Origin of the sequence: Aquimarina acroporae (assembly GCF_023195925.1) — a bacterium.
Lineage (GTDB): Bacteria > Bacteroidota > Bacteroidia > Flavobacteriales > Flavobacteriaceae > Aquimarina > Aquimarina acroporae.
Map to the genome: position 1 here is coordinate 532,217 of NZ_JALPRE010000007.1, position 17,453 is coordinate 549,669.

Genomic DNA, 17,453 nt, shown 5'->3' on the forward strand with positions numbered 1-17,453 from the left:
TTGCTTATGAAATATGTCATTAGAATCCTTTTTATTGCTGTAGTCGCTCTAATTTGTATTGGATATTACTTCAAAAACACTGGTGATCATCCAACTGGAGATAAAATAGTTGGTGTGGGTATATTGGTAGCTTCATTTATTTTAATGCCTATATTTATTTATCATAGATGGAAAAACAAAAAGGTAAAAGACTATATGTTAACCGAGGAAAATCTTAACAAAATGAGGGATTACGAAAGAAAAAAAGATCGAAAAGAAATTTAATTATTAAAATATTCACATTTAAATAACGATTCATAAAATATTTAGACCTAACTTTAGAACTCAATATTTATTTTATTTTTTATTACAATGGAAGGAACAGTTAAATTTTTTAATGAATCAAAAGGTTACGGATTTATTACCAACGACGAAACAGGAAAAGACATCTTTGTTCACGCCACAGGAATTGATGGTGATGCTTTAAATGAGGGTGACAAAGTAGAGTATCAAGAAGAAGAAGGAAGAAAGGGAGTTATCGCGGCAAATGTACGCGTAATTCACGGTTAAGATATAAAGTACTTAGTTTCAATAGCGCTGCAGGAGTAGCGCTATTTTTATTTTGTGATATTATATTTCTCAAAGAAAATATCTCTCTGAGTAATTAAATATTCAAGGATTTTTAATTGATCTTTTGTATCAGTCATCGCAATGGTTTGTGGCTGTTCATTTATAAAATCTATAAAATCATAATACTTCGTTTCTGGAACTTCAAGAATCTCTACAATAAACTTTTCGTTATAATGTTCTTTCATTTTTTTACTAACCACACCTGCCCCTCCTCTACTTTTCCCTCTAAACGTTCTTGAAATCAAATCTGCTACCAGGTTTAAATCGATACTAGTTTTAAGCACATTACTATTTTCTTCTAAGGCCAAATTTTTTACAGGTGATTGCGCATCATTAAATCCAGAAACTCCCATTTGTTTTAATTCAGCCGCACTCCAAAATGGTAAATTCTCTGTATACGTAGGTATTTTATGAACATCCTCTTCTATCTTTCCGGTAAGGGTATATTGAGTTACACGAATCTCATCAAGACTATTGACCAATTGCTCCAATTCTATCTTAAAACTTTCATTCACCAAATCTTCTCCAGAAACAATATGTTGTTTCAACTCATATTGTATAGAAGAAAACGCAATGGTATCACCTGGTTTCGCTCGTATTGCAAAATAACCTAAGTTATTGCTCACAGCACCAATTCCTTGAGTTTGATTAATAACATGAACAGCATCAACCTTACTAGCACTGGCAATTATCTCTCCATTAAGCATTTCGATCTCTTGAGCATGTCCTAAAACAGCAAGACATAAAACAAAAATGAAAGTAATTTTTTGCATCCTATGGTTTTGGTACTTAAAGGACTTAACTATACTTTTTTAGTTGCAAAAATTAATAAGATACGTCTCGAAGAAAGTTTGAAAGCAGCTAGTTTAAGTTTCTTTTTTCAATAAAAAAGCGTTTTAGCAATTGCCCACATTCCTCTTGCAAAATACCGCCTTCGATTTTAGTTTTAGGGTGCAATTTTGTCCCCATAGCAGTGCAACCACGTTTTTCATCGGTAGCTCCATAAACGATACGCCCTATTTGACTCCAATACAAAGCTCCCGCACACATCTGGCAAGGCTCTAAGGTAACGTACAACGTACATTCATTTAAATATTTCCCTCCTAAATAATTTGAAGCCGCAGTAATGGCTTGCATTTCAGCGTGAGCAGTTACGTCGTTTAGTAACTCTGTCAAATTATGAGCTCTAGCAATGATTCTATTAGCCACTACTATCACAGCACCAACAGGAACTTCATCTTTCTCAAAAGCTGTTTCTGCCTCCTGAAGGGCTTTCTTCATAAAATAGGTATCATCAAACGGGTCAAGCATCGCAAATATTTTAGTAGTAAAACTAACCAAAATTATTCGTATTGTAGACAAAACATTACTTTTGCTACATGACAAAATCATTGCTTTCCAATATTCATTACCCATCAGATTTACGAAAATTATCTGAACATGATTTGCCCACAATAGCCAAACAACTTCGTGATTTTGTCATCAATATTGTAGCTACCAAAGAAGGACACCTTGGAGCAAGTTTAGGCGTAATCGAGCTAACTATTGCACTTCATTATGTTTTTAATACTCCAGATGATTTATTGGTTTGGGATGTTGGACACCAAGCCTATCCTCATAAAATTCTGACCGGAAGAAGAGAGATTTTTCATACAAATAGGCAGCTCGGGGGAATAAGTGGCTTTCCCAAACGAAGTGAAAGTGAATATGATACTTTTGGTGTTGGCCATTCATCTACTTCGATTTCTGCGGTTCTAGGAATGGCAATAGCGTCAAAACTGAAAGGAAACAAAACAAAACAACATATTGCGGTTATCGGAGACGCTTCTATAGCTAGTGGAATGGCGTTTGAAGGATTAAATCATGCTGGTGTTTCAGACACCAACATGCTAGTAATTTTGAATGATAATGCCATAGGAATAGACCCCAGTGTTGGAGCGCTAAAAGAATATCTTACCAAAGCTCAAATTGGCGTTAAACCCAGAAAAAATAATATCATAGAATCTTTGAATTTTGAGTATTTCGGTCCTTTAGATGGGCATGATTTACCAAAATTGATTGAAACTCTAGAGCAATTAAAACATATAGATGGCCCAAAGCTTTTACATATTATAACCACAAAAGGAAAAGGATTAAAGCAAGCCGAAGAGAACCAGGTCAAGTATCATGCCCCGGGAAAATTTGATGCTGCCACCGGCAACCTTATTCCTAAAGATCAAACAAATTTACCTCCAAAGTTTCAAGATGTGTTTGGCTATACGATTTTGGAGTTAGCACATCAAAACGAAAAAATTGTTGGTATCACACCTGCAATGCCGACAGGAAGTTCATTAAAATACATGATGAAGGAATTTCCCGATCGAGCTTTTGATGTAGGTATAGCAGAGCAACATGCCGTAACTCTTGCAGCAGGAATGGCTACACAAGGCATGATCCCTTTTTGTGCAATTTATTCCACCTTTTTACAACGGGCTTATGATCAGGTAATTCATGATGTAGCTTTACAAAATTTACCAGTAGTATTTTGCATCGATAGAGCGGGTATTGTTGGAGCAGATGGAGCAACCCATCACGGTGTATTTGACATTGCCTACCTTAATTGTATTCCCAATATGACTGTTGCTGCTCCTGGTGATGAAATTGAACTTCGTAATCTACTATATACCATTTCATTGGGAATAGAAAACCCGATTGCTATTCGCTACCCAAGAGGAAGAGGTCATATTCTAGATTGGAAACAACCTTTTCAAAAACTTGAAATCGGTAAAGGAAAAACACTCAACCAAGGGAATGATATCGCCGTAATCTCAACAGGAACAATCGCACACAATGTATCTCGTGCTATACAAGACACAACACAAAAAATAAGCCACTACCATTTCGGTTTTATAAAACCACTGGACACAAAGATGCTATCTGAAGTTTTAAAAAAACACCATACCGTTATAACAGTAGAAGATGGTGTGATTACTGGTGGTTTTGGAAATGTTGTTACTTCATTTGCCAACCAATACTCTTTCAACACAAAAATAATTACACTAGGTGTCCCCGATGAGTTTATACACCATGGTACTACCGAAGAACTACATGACCTCTGCGGAATTTCTTCTGACAAAATCAAAAAAACAATCCTTGATCACCTATAATTATACCTGTAAACCTCTTATTTTTTGGAACTTTAAGAGTGCGTTTCCATCGGTTAAACTGGCCACATATTTACAAATACCGATCAATCTAGTGTATAGGTCATCACTCTCATAATCAAAATATGTGCCTTCGGCTCGTAGAATAAGTTTATCATAATTAGACGCAGTACCTGCATTAAAATTATCTGCAGCCACACAATATCGATCTAAAAGAGTTGCAAGAATCTCATAACCGGCAATTTCTTTTTCCGTTACTTCCTGACTTTGGTAAATTTTATCGATACTAATTTTAATAATATCACTTACCTGCGCATCATACTTACTCTTATCGATTAAAGCTGCTTCAAAAGTTCCTGAAAGAATACCTTCTTCATTATCAATAAAAATACTTGCTGCTTCTTGTATTAAGGTATTTATAGCTAATGATCTTAGATAACTCAATCGATCTGCTGTAGTCGTAAGCTGATTATATTTAGAAATATTGATCGTATCTTTTACTAATTTTATTAAATATTCTAGTGCATATTCTTCATCTATCAAGCCTAAATTGATACCATCTTCAAAATCGATGATGGTATAACAAATATCATCTGCTGCTTCTACTAAAAATGTAAGTGGGTGGCGACTATACGTAACCTCTCCTCCAATTGTATGCGGCAACAATCCCATTTCCTCTGCCACATCTTTAAAAAATGCTTTTTCATTCTGAAAAAACCCATATTTTTTGTGTGCGATATGCGATGTAGGCTTTTTGGGTAATGATTCTTTGGGGTACTTCATAAAAGCCCCAAGAGTAGCATATGATAATCTTAAACCTCCTTCTACCCCTTCTCTCGATTCGGTTAAGATTTTAAATCCGTTTGCATTTCCTTCAAAATCGATCAAATCCTGATACTGCTTAGGAGTCAACAGGCTTTTGTAACGAATACCACTTCCTGTTTTGAAGTATTCTCCTATCGCTTTTTCTCCAGAATGCCCAAAAGGAGGATTCCCGATATCGTGCGCTAAAGCTGCTGCTGCCACTATCGCACCAAAATCATTAAACCGATACCCATGAATTGTAGCCAGATGAGGATGCTTTTCTAATACTTTTTTACCTACCACACGCCCTAGTGATCTTCCAACTACAGACACTTCTAAACTATGAGTTAGCCGAGTATGCACAAAACTAGTTTTAGATAATGGAATAACCTGAGTCTTATCCTGTAGACTTCTAAAAGCCGAAGAGAAAATAATGCGATCATAATCTACCTCAAAACCAAGGCGGGTTTCATCCTGTTCCTTGCGTAATCTTTTTGTTTTATCTCCGTATCGTTTTAGTGATAGAAGCTGTTCCCAATTCATCATAAAATTATAATTCTAACAATGTAGTATCAAAGTAATAATAGTCCAAAGATAACACTATCAAATTATGTATGAAATGAATTATAATACCTAACCAAAGCGTATCATATTTATGACGTAAATACCCCAATAACAATCCAAAAGGAAATATCCACAAGAGTGAAATTATCGAAAAATGAACCAACGCAAAAATAAAGGCAGTAAGAATAATAGTTATTTTAGTACTAGTTACCTTTTGTAACTGGTTAAATAAAAAGCCTCTATACGCTAACTCCTCAAAAATAGGAGGTGTAATAGTTACGAATAAAAATGCCCAAAATAGAGAATTGGGATATAATGCATAATCTGCATACATATTATAGTTTTCAAAAAACAATTCTGAATTCACAAGTTCAATTCCATAATACACTATCACACCTGTGAAAATTGGAATAATTATAGCACCCAAATAAAGTAAAGGGTTTATTTTAGGGAAGCGATATAACCTTATTACATTTTTAAAGTCTAACGAAACAAAACCCAAAACTATGATTGCAGATATACTTTCAATAATGATATCTATTGTTAAAGAGACTTCTTGTCGATAAACTAAGTATGCAATGACTAGAAAAACAATTTCTACCAAATAGAAAGTAATAATAAGATTCATATCTTGTTTTGCTACAGATCCTTCCTTTTTTCCCACCGAAACCCCACAATGAGGGCAAAAATTTGCCCTTTCTTCAATTTCCAGTTTACAAGACGAACACAACATACAATTTTATTATTCTTTCTTAGAGTTTTGTAAAGCTGAATTCACACCTTTAATTAAAAAACTAATAATGATAATCTTAACTATAATCCCTCTAAAAATAGATGCTGGCTCAACTACGACATCTGCTGCTATTAACAAAACATATAATAGTAATGCAGATAATAAAGCCGCAAATGGCTTTTTCTGGGACCAATACGCTAAGATCAAATATATTATCGCTAAGATAATTTGAACAATGAATGTCGTAGAATCATCATTCAACAAAAATGTTATCAAACCAAAAAAGAAGGAAATTCCGGCTATCCAATAAAGTGTATTTCTTCCCGATTTAATCCTATTTTGATCTTCTTTTACTTGATTTTTTTTCATCACCTTATTGGCGTGATATACAGATTGTTCTTTTTCTGTCCCATTTTCAGGATATCCACAATTTGCACAAAACTTGGTTTTTCCATTAATAGGTGTATTACATTGTGAACACAATGTTTCCCTTTGGATAAGGTCTTCCATAAATAAAAATAGATTTACAAAATGTAGGGTAGGACGACAAAAGTAGAAAAAAACTCTTACAAATAAAATGTTAAAAACGATTTAACAAAAAAGGGAAGCATCTTTCGAATACTTCCCTTTTGCCCTATATAAATCTAGGTCCTAAGACCCACACATTAAACAATCATCTCCTTCACCTTCCTTTGCTTGAGCAATAAGTGCCCTAAGCTCGTCTGGCGACAGTGAAGTTCCTTCTGGAGAAACCGGTTGTTGCTCTGGTTGCTCTTTTGTTGCTTGCGCTTCCATTACTTGAGCCGCAGCAACAGCCACTTTTTCTGCCTGTGGCGCCTCTTTCTTATCATTTTTAAGCGTAAACTTAATCGCATCTACCGCAGACTTCGTTCTTAAGTAGTACATTCCTGTTTTTAAACCACTCTTCCAAGCATAGAAATGCATTGAGGTAAGTTTCGCCATAGTAGCTCCTTCCATAAACAAGTTAAGAGATTGAGACTGATCGATAAAGTATCCTCTGTGACGAGACATATCGATAATATCTTTCATACTCATTTCCCAAACTGTTTTATATAACTCTTTAAGATCTTGAGGAATAATATCTATATTTTGAATAGATCCATTCGCTCTCATAATCGCATCTTTAAGATCGTCATTCCATAATCCCAACTTCACCAAATCCTCTAACAGATGCTTATTTACTACGATAAACTCTCCTGACAATACTCGTCTGGTATAGATGTTACTAGTATATGGTTCAAACGCCTCATTATTTCCTAAAATTTGAGAAGTCGATGCTGTTGGCATTGGCGCTACCAATAACGAATTACGCACACCATTTTTTAATACTTGCTTACGTAGTTTTCCCCAGTCCCAACGACCACTTAGTTCTTCATCTTTGATTCCCCAAAGGTTATGCTGGAACTCTCCTTTAGAAATTGGAGATCCTTCATATGTTTGGTATGGCCCGTCTGCTTTTGCTTCTTCCATAGAAGCTGTTACAGCAGCATAGTACAAGGTTTCAAAAATCTCCTGATTTAATTTTTTTGCTTCATCGCTAGTAAATGGTAAACGTAACTGTATGAATGTATCTGCCAAACCTTGCACTCCTAAACCAACAGGACGGTGACGCATATTAGAATTTTCTGCCTCTTTTACGGGGTAGTAATTACGATCTATTACTCTGTTTAAGTTTTTGGTTACTCGTTTTGTAATTCTAAACAGTTCTTTATGATCAAAAGCTCCATTTTTCACAAACATTGGCAATGCAATAGAAGCAAGATTACATACCGCTACCTCATCTTCACTTGTATACTCTAAAATCTCTGTACAAAGGTTAGAAGAACGAATTGTTCCCAAGTTTTGCTGATTCGACTTACGGTTAGCAGCATCTTTATATAACATATACGGCGTACCGGTTTCGATTTGAGATTCTAAAATTTTCTCCCAAAGTTCACGAGCCTTTATTTTTCTCCTACCTTTTCCTTCCTGCTCATAACGGATATATGTCTCTTCAAACTCATCACTATGCATATCGAATAATCCAGGACACTCATTCGGACACATTAATGTCCATTCAGCATCATCCTGCACACGCTTCATAAACAAATCTGGAATCCACATTGCATAGAACAAATCACGAGCACGCATTTCTTCTTTACCATGATTCTTTTTCAGATCTAAGAAATCGAAAATATCGGCATGCCATGGCTCTACATAAATTGCAAACGATCCTTTTCGTTTTCCTCCTCCTTGATCTACATAACGCGCAGTATCATTATACACTCTTAGCATAGGAACAATTCCGTTTGAAGTACCATTCGTTCCAGCTATATATGATCCCGTTGCTCGAACATTATGAATAGACAATCCTATTCCTCCCGCAGATTGCGAAATCTTTGCCGTTTGTTTTAACGTATCATAAATACCATCGATACTATCTTCTTTCATGGTTAACAAGAAACAAGAAGACATCTGTGGTTTTGGTGTTCCCGAATTAAATAGTGTTGGTGTAGCGTGCGTGAAGTATTTTTTAGACATCAATTCATAAGTCTCTATGGCCGCATCTAAATCATTGATATGAATACCAATAGAAACTCTCATCAACATATGCTGAGGACGCTCTGCTATTTTACCGTTAATTTTAAGTAAGTAAGAACGTTCTAGTGTTTTAAAACCAAAATAATCATAGCCAAAGTCACGATTATAAATAATTGTAGAATCTAACTTTTCTTTATTTGCCATAATCACATCATATACCTCATCAGAGATTAATGGCGCTTCTTTTCCTGTTCTTGGATTCACATACTCGTACAGATCTGTTACCACCTCAGAGAATGTCTTTTTGGTGTTTTTGTGTAAGTTAGAGACAGAAATACGTGCAGCAAGTTTGGCATAATCGGGGTGAGTTATCGTCATGGTAGCTGCTATTTCGGCTGCCAGATTATCTAATTCACTAGTAGTTACCCCATCATATAATCCTTCTATCACCCTCATTGCCACTTTTACAGGGTCAACCAGTGAGTTGAGTCCATAACATAATTTTCTTACCCTCGCGGTAATTTTATCAAACATGATTGGTTCCTTACGCCCATCTCTTTTTACTACATACATACTATCTTTTGGTTTTTTAAAACTTCCTTCCGCAGAAGAAATTGATGTTAATTTGTGTTATTATATTCCGAGTTGAAAATCAAAACTTTAGCACCTTAATTCCCCCAAATCAAGGTGTTAAACCCACCTGCTCTTCTCAACAATGATTAGAGCTTATTAACTGATCTCTAAAATTGACTTTCGTCCCTTATTCTATTTGTAATAGTTCTTTTACAGAACATTATCAAACTGAGCTAATCTGAATTAAACAGAAGAAACGTTTTTGACTAGCTCAGAATGAATATATTATAATTCTGAAGGATTTTTAAAGATTAAAAATCGGCATCAAAACTTATTTTATTGTCTTCGGTATCTTTATTAAGCACTCCTGCTTTTTGATATTCTGAAACTCGTTTTTCGAAGAAGTTTGTTTTTCCTTGCAACGAAATCATATCCATAAAATCAAAAGGATTGGCTGTACCATATTCTTTTTCACATTCTAATTCTACCAATAATCTATCGGTTACGAATTCTAAATACTGAGTCATCAGTTTTGAATTCATTCCTATTAAACTTACAGGAAGAGATTCTGTGATAAATTCTCTTTCAATGTTTAGCGCATCAACGATGATTTCACGAATTCTATCTTTTGGCACTTTATTTACCAAATGTTTATTATGTAGATGTACAGCAAAATCACAGTGTACCCCTTCATCTCTAGAAATAAGCTCATTAGAGAATGTAAGACCTGGCATTAATCCTCGTTTCTTTAACCAGAATATAGAACAAAATGCTCCTGAAAAGAATATTCCTTCAACAGCAGCAAAAGCAATTAATCGCTCTGCAAAAGAATCAGATTCTATCCATTTTAATGCCCAATCGGCTTTTTTCTTTATCGCTGGAAAGTTTTCTATTGCATTAAATAATACATCTTTTTCTTTTTCATCTTTCACATAAGTATCTATAAGTAATGAATACGTTTCAGAATGGATATTCTCCATCATGATTTGAAATCCATAGAAAAACTTAGCTTCACTATATTGTACTTCATTCACAAAGTTTTCAGCCAGATTTTCATTTACGATACCATCAGATGCAGCAAAAAATGCTAATATATGTTTGATAAAATAACGCTCGTCGTCAGTAAGCTTTGAATTCCAATCTGTAATATCCTGATGTAAATCTATCTCTTCAGCAGTCCAAAAACTAGCCTCCGATTTTTTATACCACTCCCATATATCATGGTGTTGAATAGGAAAAATTACGAATCGATCTTTATTTTCTTGCAAAATTGGTTCTACTACACTCATCTCAATTTTTTTTAGCTGTTCTTGACGACTTTTTTTGTTTTTAAAGGGTCTTACAAAGATCAAAAAATAGGGTAAAAGTTCTACTAAAAGTTAACAAACGTTTTCAACAAAGTTTTCAACACGAGTAAATTTCACATTCGTCTAAGCTTAAAACAAAAACAATTCGTAATAACCTGTTTATCAAATAGTTAATATTAAACTCAAAAGATATCAACAACACTGTTAGCAACCTCGGGAAGTACTGATTTCACACTTATTCACAGGTTTTAGCTCTAAAAAAATTAACATTTAAAAATGATCAAATTACGGGATAACCGTAGCGGCATTTAACCGAAAAATTTAACAAAAAAAGCAAGCTTAACAGCTTGCTTTTTATAAAAATTAAAGTACTATATCTCGTTTTGGGTCACTCACTAATACCTAACAGCTATTTGCTTTGTCACTTCTCCAATCGAGCGAAGTTTAGACATATTATTGTGTAACCTCACTCTCTTTCCTCGCGCTTGACCTACAACATCTGATTTTAGTATTCTCAATGATTCACGCCTAGGTTTTATAACCGAGGTCACCTCTTGTAAACTTACATTTGTAGCGGTATCTACAACCTCTTTTACTTTTTTTTGCAACCTTAATAATCGCCAGGCAGCAATGTTTGAAAGAGAGTTAACTTCGCTATTTTTTAGATCTATTGCCTCAACACTATCTAAAGTTTTGAATATCTCTTTGAAGATTCTATCAAAAAATTGTTGTGGTGTCTCTACCTTTTCATCCCATGGTCGTTTATCAAAATTGGGTGAATGGAAATTTTGCAGAAATGTTGATATAAATGGAAAATTATGCGCCAGCTTCCTTTTAACTTCAGTTTTCAATGCATTTTCATAAACTTTAGAACGGTCATTATATACCCACAAGATCCTGGTTTTAAACCCTCCTCTTATTCCATAAAAAGCATTGTTCAATACCTGATACTCCTGTTCGTGATACGTTACCCCCGGAATAAGACCCAAAAACTCTTTATCTGCATATGTAATTCCTTCTAAATCGAAATCTTTAATATTTTCTGTAGAAACTTCATCAGGAATTTGGGATCCTTTGTATTCTCTATTCGACAAAAGATGCGTTTTATGTAATCCCTGTATGGTAGCTTTATAAGTTCTTTGGTCAAAAACTTTTCCAATTCCTCTTTTGCCCAAAAAATTAGATGGTGATGTTATATCTCCTTCTCCGTTAGTGATTTTTGATACGTCATGCCCAAACAGTTGTAATAAAAAACTATCTGCGCTTAAGCCAAAAGGAAATCTTGAATCCTTTTTCATAGGTGTATCGGTATTGATAAAAATCACCATAGATCGTACTCTTCTTTTTAAAAGCGGTATGATTCCATAATTATCTGTATACCCACCATCACCAAAAGCTCTATCAACGGTCAGTGCCGGATCAAAAGGAGTTACAGGCCAGGTTTTGAATTTTGGAAATATCTGTAAACCTCCTAGTATATTCATAGAATATTGATGTACCAGATGAGAAATATAACCAGGTGCGGCTCCAGAAACTCCCATAATATCCTTTAAACTCAAACGCCGATGATCATTTTCAATATTTGTCTCTACCAATGCATCATTAGGTTTAAAATCTACAGGATTTCTATAAGTATCCCAGCCAATATTTTGAAGGTACCCTCCACCAATGGTAAAATTAAAGCTCCCTCTATGTCGACGGTGAATTCCACTGTATTTTGGTGTAAAGTCAACATGCTCCCAAGCAGAATGATTGTCTTTTATAACTGGCAATATTCCTTCATTGGTTATTTTGACATAATCCTGATTTAAGGCTCCATTCACACACATATAAGGCCTTTCCTTTTCTACAGTATAAAAATCATGTTGATTCAAATGATTATTCCTTCTTGTCATGCGTGTAATATCTAACGCTTTCCAGGTAGTGTGTCTGTTCTTATCTAATCCCAATTTCTTTAAAAATACATCTCCAATAATATTACCGAAGGTTTCATCGATATCTGCGCCAGAAAAAAACTTAGAATATTGCTCTAACAATCTATGGTTCAGTCTAGAATTTGCGATAGAATGTGCAAAAATTTGTGATCTGGCATGAATTGTATCTATACTTCTAGCGGTTATATTTTCGGGTGGAGTATATGTACCTAAAAAATCTGTATCTTTTATTCTTTTTGGTAAATAAGTGTAAGGTACCATGGCCCAACTTCCTCCAGAAATAGATCCCGTATATCGTATTTTTGATTGCAAGTTCATTTTATGAATTGCTTGCAAATACCCCAAGGACAAGGAGGCTGACCTGGTCCCACCTCCACTAAAAGCAAGTCCAATATTTGGACGATTATAAACTCCTGCCTCGGTAAGTTCAGGAAAATTAAATTTCGAATTTGTAGGATAGATTACCACATTGGTTTTTGGTCCTATTAAGTTTCCAAAAAAACGAACAGAATTATCTACATAAGTTCCTAATTTACCTACAATTTCATGTCCGGTGGTATACAACCCAATTGCTCCCTCCACGAGCTTGCCGCCTAATGCTTTAATAAATTCCATATATTACAATTTTATGCTTTCGCTATTTTAGATTCTAGACGACTGATCATTTGCTGTTGTTCTTTGATCGCCTCAACCAGGATGGGCAATAGCCCCTGATAATTGAGGCTTTTTTCTCCTTTTGCATCTGTAAAAGCGAGTTCTGGTATTACCTTTTCTACCTCTTGAGCCACAAAACCATATTGCTTTTTGTCTTCTACATTTTTGGTTTGTTTTGCCTTTGCATTCCAATCATAGGTAACTCCGTTTAGTGCCTCAATAGCTGCCAAAGGATTTCTGATGGTTTCCACGTTTTGTTTAAAAGTTCCATCTGACAATGTCTTATATGCCTGTGTTCCTGCGACCGAGCCATTCACCTGCAAATCGTGAGTTGGATTTTCTACTCCTATACCCACCCTTTTGCCTGCTAACAAAACACTCATTACTGCTTTTCCACCGTTATCAAAATGAAAACTATCGTTACTATCCTTGTAGCGTAATCCCCAATTTTTAAATCGTTTAGAATGTGCTAGCACCATTTTATCAGCATTTGATGTACCTCCTTCAAACAAATACTGAGCAGGAGAATTCCCATTTTCATATTGGATACTTTCTACTTTCAACTGGCCATTTTGCGAAGTGTTTTGCCCACTAGAAGCTCCACTATTCGAAGAGTTCCCAGCCTGACCAAGCAACCCTTTTAATGTAGAACCGTCTTGAAAAACTATATCTTGATTTACCGGGTCGATAATAAGAAGGTCTTTATTTGATTTTCCTTTAAAAACAATTTTACCCGGAATGATTTCTTCATTTTGCCAACCAAAAATTTTGAGATCTTTGATTTGCCCTTCTACACTAGTCACATTACTAGCATTTAATCTTTTGGCTCTCACATAACTATCGGTAACAGTTGTACTACCATTTTTACCCTTAACACTTATGTGACTTGAAGTACTAGAATTACCTAAATGAAAAGTACCTCTCGACAATCGTGTTACAATTTGTCCTTTGGTATCCTCAATAAAGATATCCTCGCCATTTTTGATACGAAGATCTCCTTCGATGTGTACTTCTTTGTCTGTTAAAATTACGTCTGCTTTTTTCATTTTCGCTTGTATTTAAGATTTATATAAAATTTGATTTTGTACTGTCTGAAGCATCAAAATGCTTGAAATAAAAATTATCTGTACCCAGATCCTTATCGACCATAGTGACATGTATTTTTCCATTTATTCCGGGGGTTTGAGCAATTGGGTTCTGCCCTGAGGAAAGATTACAATAGGTGATCCCTTCGAGTTCATCACCTTCAAAAATGGGATCTCCCAACCAAGGGATATAGTTTGTCCTTTTTTGAATTTTCTTGTAAACAAACTGCCTACCAGTATACATATCAAAACCATAGATCCCCGCATCTTCATCTCTACTGTCACTTAACAAATAGAGCTGACCATTAGGACTAAAACACCCTCCCTGAATTCGTTTTAATTTGAAGTTTTGAAATGCTGTGTTGTAAAGAGGAAAGGTCTCTAGCAAAACTGCTCCTGTAATATCATTTCCTTTTACTTCTAATTGATATACAAACAATCCCTGTGTTGAATCAAAATCAAAATTGCTGGTAAACAATCTCTTCGTTTTTGGATCAATCGCACACCAGGGGAATCCATTTTGATCTTTATTTATGATATCATGACCATACAGCCATTGAAGAGTTTGACTATCATATACTCCTACTTTTGGAGGGCGTTCTCCTTCAAGAGGAACAAAAACTTTATTTAGATAGATATCGATATCACCCATATGATCATACCCGTTTCCTTCTCGAAAAAGCGAAGATGGAATTCCGGCATTCTTAGTTTTTTTGGTTTCGGTAGTGATTCTGGTTTTCATTGGTATTTTAAAAAGGTTGTGACGATTTGTAAAAAACCAGTACGAACCATCTTGTGCCACGCCTTGACTATTATCACCCCATTCGGGTTCAATTTTGGCGGGAAACTCTGCGCTTTTAGTTAGTTTACGTGGTGCTTGACAAGCTGTAAGCCATCTTTGTAGCGAGATATCGCCTCTATTTTGGTAAAAAGGATTTAATTTCTCTTTTAAAGCCAAAGAAGTTTGACCATAAAAATCAGAAAATAGACCTCTTAAAGACTTATGCGTTTTCATGTTGCATATTTTTAATTAGTTGAATATCACTTACCAGTTCTTCTTTGTAGAGATATGGAGTATCTCCCATACCCAGTACTGCTATAATCGCTCCTTTGGGAGCTTTTTGAACTGCATACTGTATGGCTTTTCCTCGCTGTGGTACTTTGATTATTTGTGTCTCGTCACCTGCTATTTCGGAAAGAATATTAGCAGTAATCTCATTACGTGAATTATCTTGAGTGAGGATCACTTTATCACTGTAGCGCTTAGCTATTTTACCCATAATCGGGCGCTTGGTTTTTGACCGATCTCCTCCACAACCAAAAATCGTCCAAACCTCGGTATACGATTTGTTTTGAATATCACGAAGTAACTGTAGCATCCCACCAGGATTATGGGCAAAATCAACTACAACTTCCTTATCCCATTTCTTTATAAGTTGGTATCTCCCTTCTGGAAGTAAAAACCTCTTTTCATTTTCTAACATAAACTCAACAGGGCAGTTTGAAACTATTGCACATAGAAATGCAGCGCAAAAACTGGGAATAAATACCGAAGAACTTAATTGAATTCCTGAAAACACCTGATTTTGAAATTGCAGCGTAAAACAAACACCTCCTTTGTTATTCTCCTCGATTATATAGGTGCAATCGGCATCAGGTTCTACTCCAAAAGTCAGTATTGTATTATTTGTATATTTTTTGACTTCAGTCAAGTACTTATAAGGAACAATAGCTACACCTTTTGGAATAAGGTGCTCACCAAACATTTTTAACTTGGTTTCTTTATAGTCCTGATAGCTGTCATGATAATCACAGTGTTCATATTTCGATATTTGTGTAAGAACTGCAACATCTAAACCTATTTCATCATATACACCATTTTTGAGCAACGGACTATGAGCCTCAAAATAAAAATCTGAGTTTGGAGATTCTATAATTGCATCTTCAATTAATACCTCTAAAGGATCATTCTCAACAAGTGAACGCAAAAGATTCTGATTTTTATAAAACCCTCTGGTGCCATAAGTATAGATATCTCGACTACTATTTTGATAGAACTGTTCTAAAAAAAATAGTGTAGATGTTTTTCCGTTGGTACCTGTTACTCCAATAACCATTTTTAGTTGTTTTGGACTTTAGTATCATCTAGAATGAAAAGGTTAACAATGGAAGTAAAATTCTTATCTTAGTTTTTTGTTAACCCTTATCATTTCCATTTGTATTAATGATTAAAGCGCAAACATTAACCCTTTTAAAAAAGGGAGATCCCAAAATGTTGAAAGAGATTTATCAAGAGCATCGAGATGTTTTTATGAATTTTGCAAAACGCTACGATCTTCCTGCAGAAGATATTGTAGATGTATATCAAGATGTAATCATTGCGTTAAGAGAAAATGCGATCGAAGGAAAAATAAAAGGAGAAACCAGTAGTATCAAAACATATCTATTTGGTATAGGGAAGTTTATGATTTACAAAAAGCTAAAAGCTTCGCAAAAGATGATAGTTGTTGAAGATCAACAAACTTTTGAAAATATTAATTTTGAGGAGTTTACTTTTGATAGTGAAGACACACTAAATCACAGACAACAATTATTGCGAAGTGCCTTGGCAAAAATAAGCGCCCAATGCAAGAAAGTGCTAACCATGTTTTATAGCCAAGGATATACCATTGAGGAAATCATGATTGCCGAACAATATGAGAATAAAAACGTTGTTAAAAGTCAAAAATCCAGATGTTTAAAATCCCTAAAACAATTAATTTCCCAGAATTAATATGGAAAAAGAGACGCTGATCATAAAATATTTTGAAGGTTCTTTAACCCAGGAAGAACTGAAACTTTTTGAACAATACCGAAAAGAAGACACTAGTTTTGAACAAGAAGTTCTTTTTCAAGAAGATGCACAAAAAGTACTAAAAGCGGAAGAAAAAGCCAATATAAAATCTCTTTTTAATCAATATGAAGAAGAAATAACCAATAACTCTTCTTCAAAAGCAAAAAACAAAAGTAAATTCTGGCTTGTTGCCGCTTCTTTGGCAATTTTGATTGGTAGTGCTGTTTGGTTTTCTTTACAAACATCTGCTGTTTCTTCAGAAGAATTGTATGCCAATTATTTTCAACCCTATAAAAACGTTGTGCATCCATTAACCAGAAGTGTACAAGAAAAAGATCAGAAAACCATTGCTTTTGAGGCCTATGAAAATGGAGATTATGATACAGCAGCTCACTTATTCAATCAACTTTTTAGTTCAAGCAAAGAACCTTATTATTTGTTTTATGCCGCCAATTCTTTAATGCAACTCAATAAAATGGATGACGCCATTCCTCTATTAGAAAAACATTTAACCACTCAGGATACACTTAATGAAAAATCTGTTTGGTATCTTGCTCTAGCTTATTTGCGAAAGAATAATATAAAAGAAGCCAAAACATATCTAAATCTAATTATCACCGAAAAAAAATACAATCACAAGAAAGCAAAAGAACTATTAGACTCATTGTAAACA

The 17,453-nt window shown here is 34.8% G+C and carries 16 protein-coding genes; 5 read left to right on the top strand and 11 right to left on the bottom strand.

Annotated features, from left to right (window positions below; all coding sequences use genetic code 11):
• Window positions 1-6: 6 nt before the first annotated feature.
• Both M0D21_RS13525 and M0D21_RS13530 read left to right on the top strand, forming a co-directional pair.
• Window positions 7-264, top strand: a complete 258-nt coding sequence (locus M0D21_RS13525; protein ID WP_248330369.1) for a hypothetical protein — start codon at window positions 7-9, stop codon at window positions 262-264.
• Between the two features lie 87 nt (window positions 265-351).
• Complete coding sequence (locus tag M0D21_RS13530) at window positions 352-549, top strand: cold-shock protein (protein WP_248330371.1); 198 nt, start codon at window positions 352-354, stop codon at window positions 547-549.
• 47 nt (window positions 550-596) lie between these two features.
• Here the strand turns inward: M0D21_RS13530 and M0D21_RS13535 are convergent, their stop codons facing one another.
• Both M0D21_RS13535 and M0D21_RS13540 read right to left on the bottom strand, forming a co-directional pair.
• Window positions 597-1,382 (bottom strand): hypothetical protein, encoded by a 786-nt coding sequence (locus M0D21_RS13535; protein ID WP_248330373.1) that lies wholly within the window; start codon window positions 1,380-1,382, stop codon window positions 597-599.
• An 88-nt stretch (window positions 1,383-1,470) separates the two neighbouring features.
• The gene (locus M0D21_RS13540; protein WP_248330375.1) at window positions 1,471-1,920 is read right to left on the bottom strand and encodes a nucleoside deaminase; all 450 of its coding nucleotides are present in this window, start codon (window positions 1,918-1,920) and stop codon (window positions 1,471-1,473) included.
• Window positions 1,921-1,988: 68 nt separating this feature from the next.
• Between M0D21_RS13540 and M0D21_RS13545 the strand changes: the two genes are divergently transcribed.
• Entirely contained in the window at window positions 1,989-3,755 is a 1,767-nt protein-coding gene (locus tag M0D21_RS13545) for a 1-deoxy-D-xylulose-5-phosphate synthase (RefSeq protein ID WP_248330377.1), read from the top strand.
• Here M0D21_RS13545 and dgt read toward each other — a convergent pair whose 3' ends face one another.
• The 9 genes from dgt to M0D21_RS13590 form a co-directional block, all read right to left on the bottom strand.
• On the bottom strand, window positions 3,756-5,099 hold the full coding sequence (gene dgt / locus M0D21_RS13550) for a dGTP triphosphohydrolase (protein ID WP_248330461.1): 1,344 nt from the start codon (window positions 5,097-5,099) through the stop codon (window positions 3,756-3,758).
• A 7-nt stretch (window positions 5,100-5,106) separates the two neighbouring features.
• A complete protein-coding gene (locus M0D21_RS13555; RefSeq protein WP_248330379.1) occupies window positions 5,107-5,748 on the bottom strand; it encodes a CPBP family intramembrane glutamic endopeptidase in 642 nt (213 codons plus the stop codon).
• 114 nt (window positions 5,749-5,862) lie between these two features.
• Complete coding sequence (locus tag M0D21_RS13560; protein WP_248330381.1) at window positions 5,863-6,363, bottom strand: zinc ribbon domain-containing protein; 501 nt, start codon at window positions 6,361-6,363, stop codon at window positions 5,863-5,865.
• 141 nt (window positions 6,364-6,504) lie between these two features.
• A complete protein-coding gene (locus M0D21_RS13565; RefSeq protein WP_248330383.1) occupies window positions 6,505-8,967 on the bottom strand; it encodes a ribonucleoside-diphosphate reductase subunit alpha in 2,463 nt (820 codons plus the stop codon).
• 311 nt (window positions 8,968-9,278) lie between these two features.
• A complete protein-coding gene (locus M0D21_RS13570; protein WP_248330385.1) occupies window positions 9,279-10,256 on the bottom strand; it encodes a ribonucleotide-diphosphate reductase subunit beta in 978 nt (325 codons plus the stop codon).
• A gap of 413 nt (window positions 10,257-10,669) precedes the next feature.
• On the bottom strand, window positions 10,670-12,823 hold the full coding sequence (locus tag M0D21_RS13575; protein WP_248330387.1) for a patatin-like phospholipase family protein: 2,154 nt from the start codon (window positions 12,821-12,823) through the stop codon (window positions 10,670-10,672).
• Window positions 12,824-12,834: 11 nt separating this feature from the next.
• Window positions 12,835-13,908 (bottom strand): tail fiber domain-containing protein, encoded by a 1,074-nt coding sequence (locus tag M0D21_RS13580; protein WP_248330389.1) that lies wholly within the window; start codon window positions 13,906-13,908, stop codon window positions 12,835-12,837.
• A gap of 19 nt (window positions 13,909-13,927) precedes the next feature.
• The gene (locus M0D21_RS13585) at window positions 13,928-14,962 is read right to left on the bottom strand and encodes a hypothetical protein (RefSeq protein ID WP_248330391.1); all 1,035 of its coding nucleotides are present in this window, start codon (window positions 14,960-14,962) and stop codon (window positions 13,928-13,930) included.
• Entirely contained in the window at window positions 14,949-16,064 is a 1,116-nt protein-coding gene (locus tag M0D21_RS13590) for a glutamate ligase domain-containing protein (RefSeq protein WP_248330393.1), read from the bottom strand. The genes M0D21_RS13585 and M0D21_RS13590 overlap by 14 nt, the downstream gene beginning before the upstream one ends.
• 107 nt (window positions 16,065-16,171) lie before the next feature.
• On the opposite strand from M0D21_RS13590, the gene M0D21_RS13595 reads away from it, so the two are divergent.
• The gene (locus M0D21_RS13595; RefSeq protein WP_248330395.1) at window positions 16,172-16,720 is read left to right on the top strand and encodes an RNA polymerase sigma factor; all 549 of its coding nucleotides are present in this window, start codon (window positions 16,172-16,174) and stop codon (window positions 16,718-16,720) included.
• A 1-nt stretch (window position 16,721) separates the two neighbouring features.
• Window positions 16,722-17,450: a tetratricopeptide repeat protein gene (locus tag M0D21_RS13600; protein WP_248330397.1), complete on the top strand. Its 729-nt coding sequence runs from the start codon at window positions 16,722-16,724 to the stop codon at window positions 17,448-17,450.
• The last annotated feature ends 3 nt before the right edge of the window (window positions 17,451-17,453 follow it).

Coding starts and splice junctions, on each gene's coding strand:
- M0D21_RS13570 (WP_248330385.1), bottom strand. CDS start 10,256: ATGAGTGTAGTAGAACCAATTTTGCAAGAAAATAAAGATCGATTCGTA.
- M0D21_RS13555 (WP_248330379.1), bottom strand. CDS start 5,748: ATGAATCTTATTATTACTTTCTATTTGGTAGAAATTGTTTTTCTAGTC.
- M0D21_RS13525 (WP_248330369.1), top strand. CDS start 7: ATGAAATATGTCATTAGAATCCTTTTTATTGCTGTAGTCGCTCTAATT.
- M0D21_RS13590 (WP_248330393.1), bottom strand. CDS start 16,064: ATGGTTATTGGAGTAACAGGTACCAACGGAAAAACATCTACACTATTT.
- M0D21_RS13535 (WP_248330373.1), bottom strand. CDS start 1,382: ATGCAAAAAATTACTTTCATTTTTGTTTTATGTCTTGCTGTTTTAGGA.
- M0D21_RS13565 (WP_248330383.1), bottom strand. CDS start 8,967: ATGTATGTAGTAAAAAGAGATGGGCGTAAGGAACCAATCATGTTTGAT.
- M0D21_RS13530 (WP_248330371.1), top strand. CDS start 352: ATGGAAGGAACAGTTAAATTTTTTAATGAATCAAAAGGTTACGGATTT.
- M0D21_RS13600 (WP_248330397.1), top strand. CDS start 16,722: ATGGAAAAAGAGACGCTGATCATAAAATATTTTGAAGGTTCTTTAACC.
- M0D21_RS13540 (WP_248330375.1), bottom strand. CDS start 1,920: ATGCTTGACCCGTTTGATGATACCTATTTTATGAAGAAAGCCCTTCAG.
- M0D21_RS13595 (WP_248330395.1), top strand. CDS start 16,172: ATGATTAAAGCGCAAACATTAACCCTTTTAAAAAAGGGAGATCCCAAA.
- M0D21_RS13580 (WP_248330389.1), bottom strand. CDS start 13,908: ATGAAAAAAGCAGACGTAATTTTAACAGACAAAGAAGTACACATCGAA.
- M0D21_RS13575 (WP_248330387.1), bottom strand. CDS start 12,823: ATGGAATTTATTAAAGCATTAGGCGGCAAGCTCGTGGAGGGAGCAATT.
- M0D21_RS13585 (WP_248330391.1), bottom strand. CDS start 14,962: ATGAAAACGCATAAGTCTTTAAGAGGTCTATTTTCTGATTTTTATGGT.
- M0D21_RS13560 (WP_248330381.1), bottom strand. CDS start 6,363: ATGGAAGACCTTATCCAAAGGGAAACATTGTGTTCACAATGTAATACA.
- dgt (WP_248330461.1), bottom strand. CDS start 5,099: ATGAATTGGGAACAGCTTCTATCACTAAAACGATACGGAGATAAAACA.
- M0D21_RS13545 (WP_248330377.1), top strand. CDS start 1,989: ATGACAAAATCATTGCTTTCCAATATTCATTACCCATCAGATTTACGA.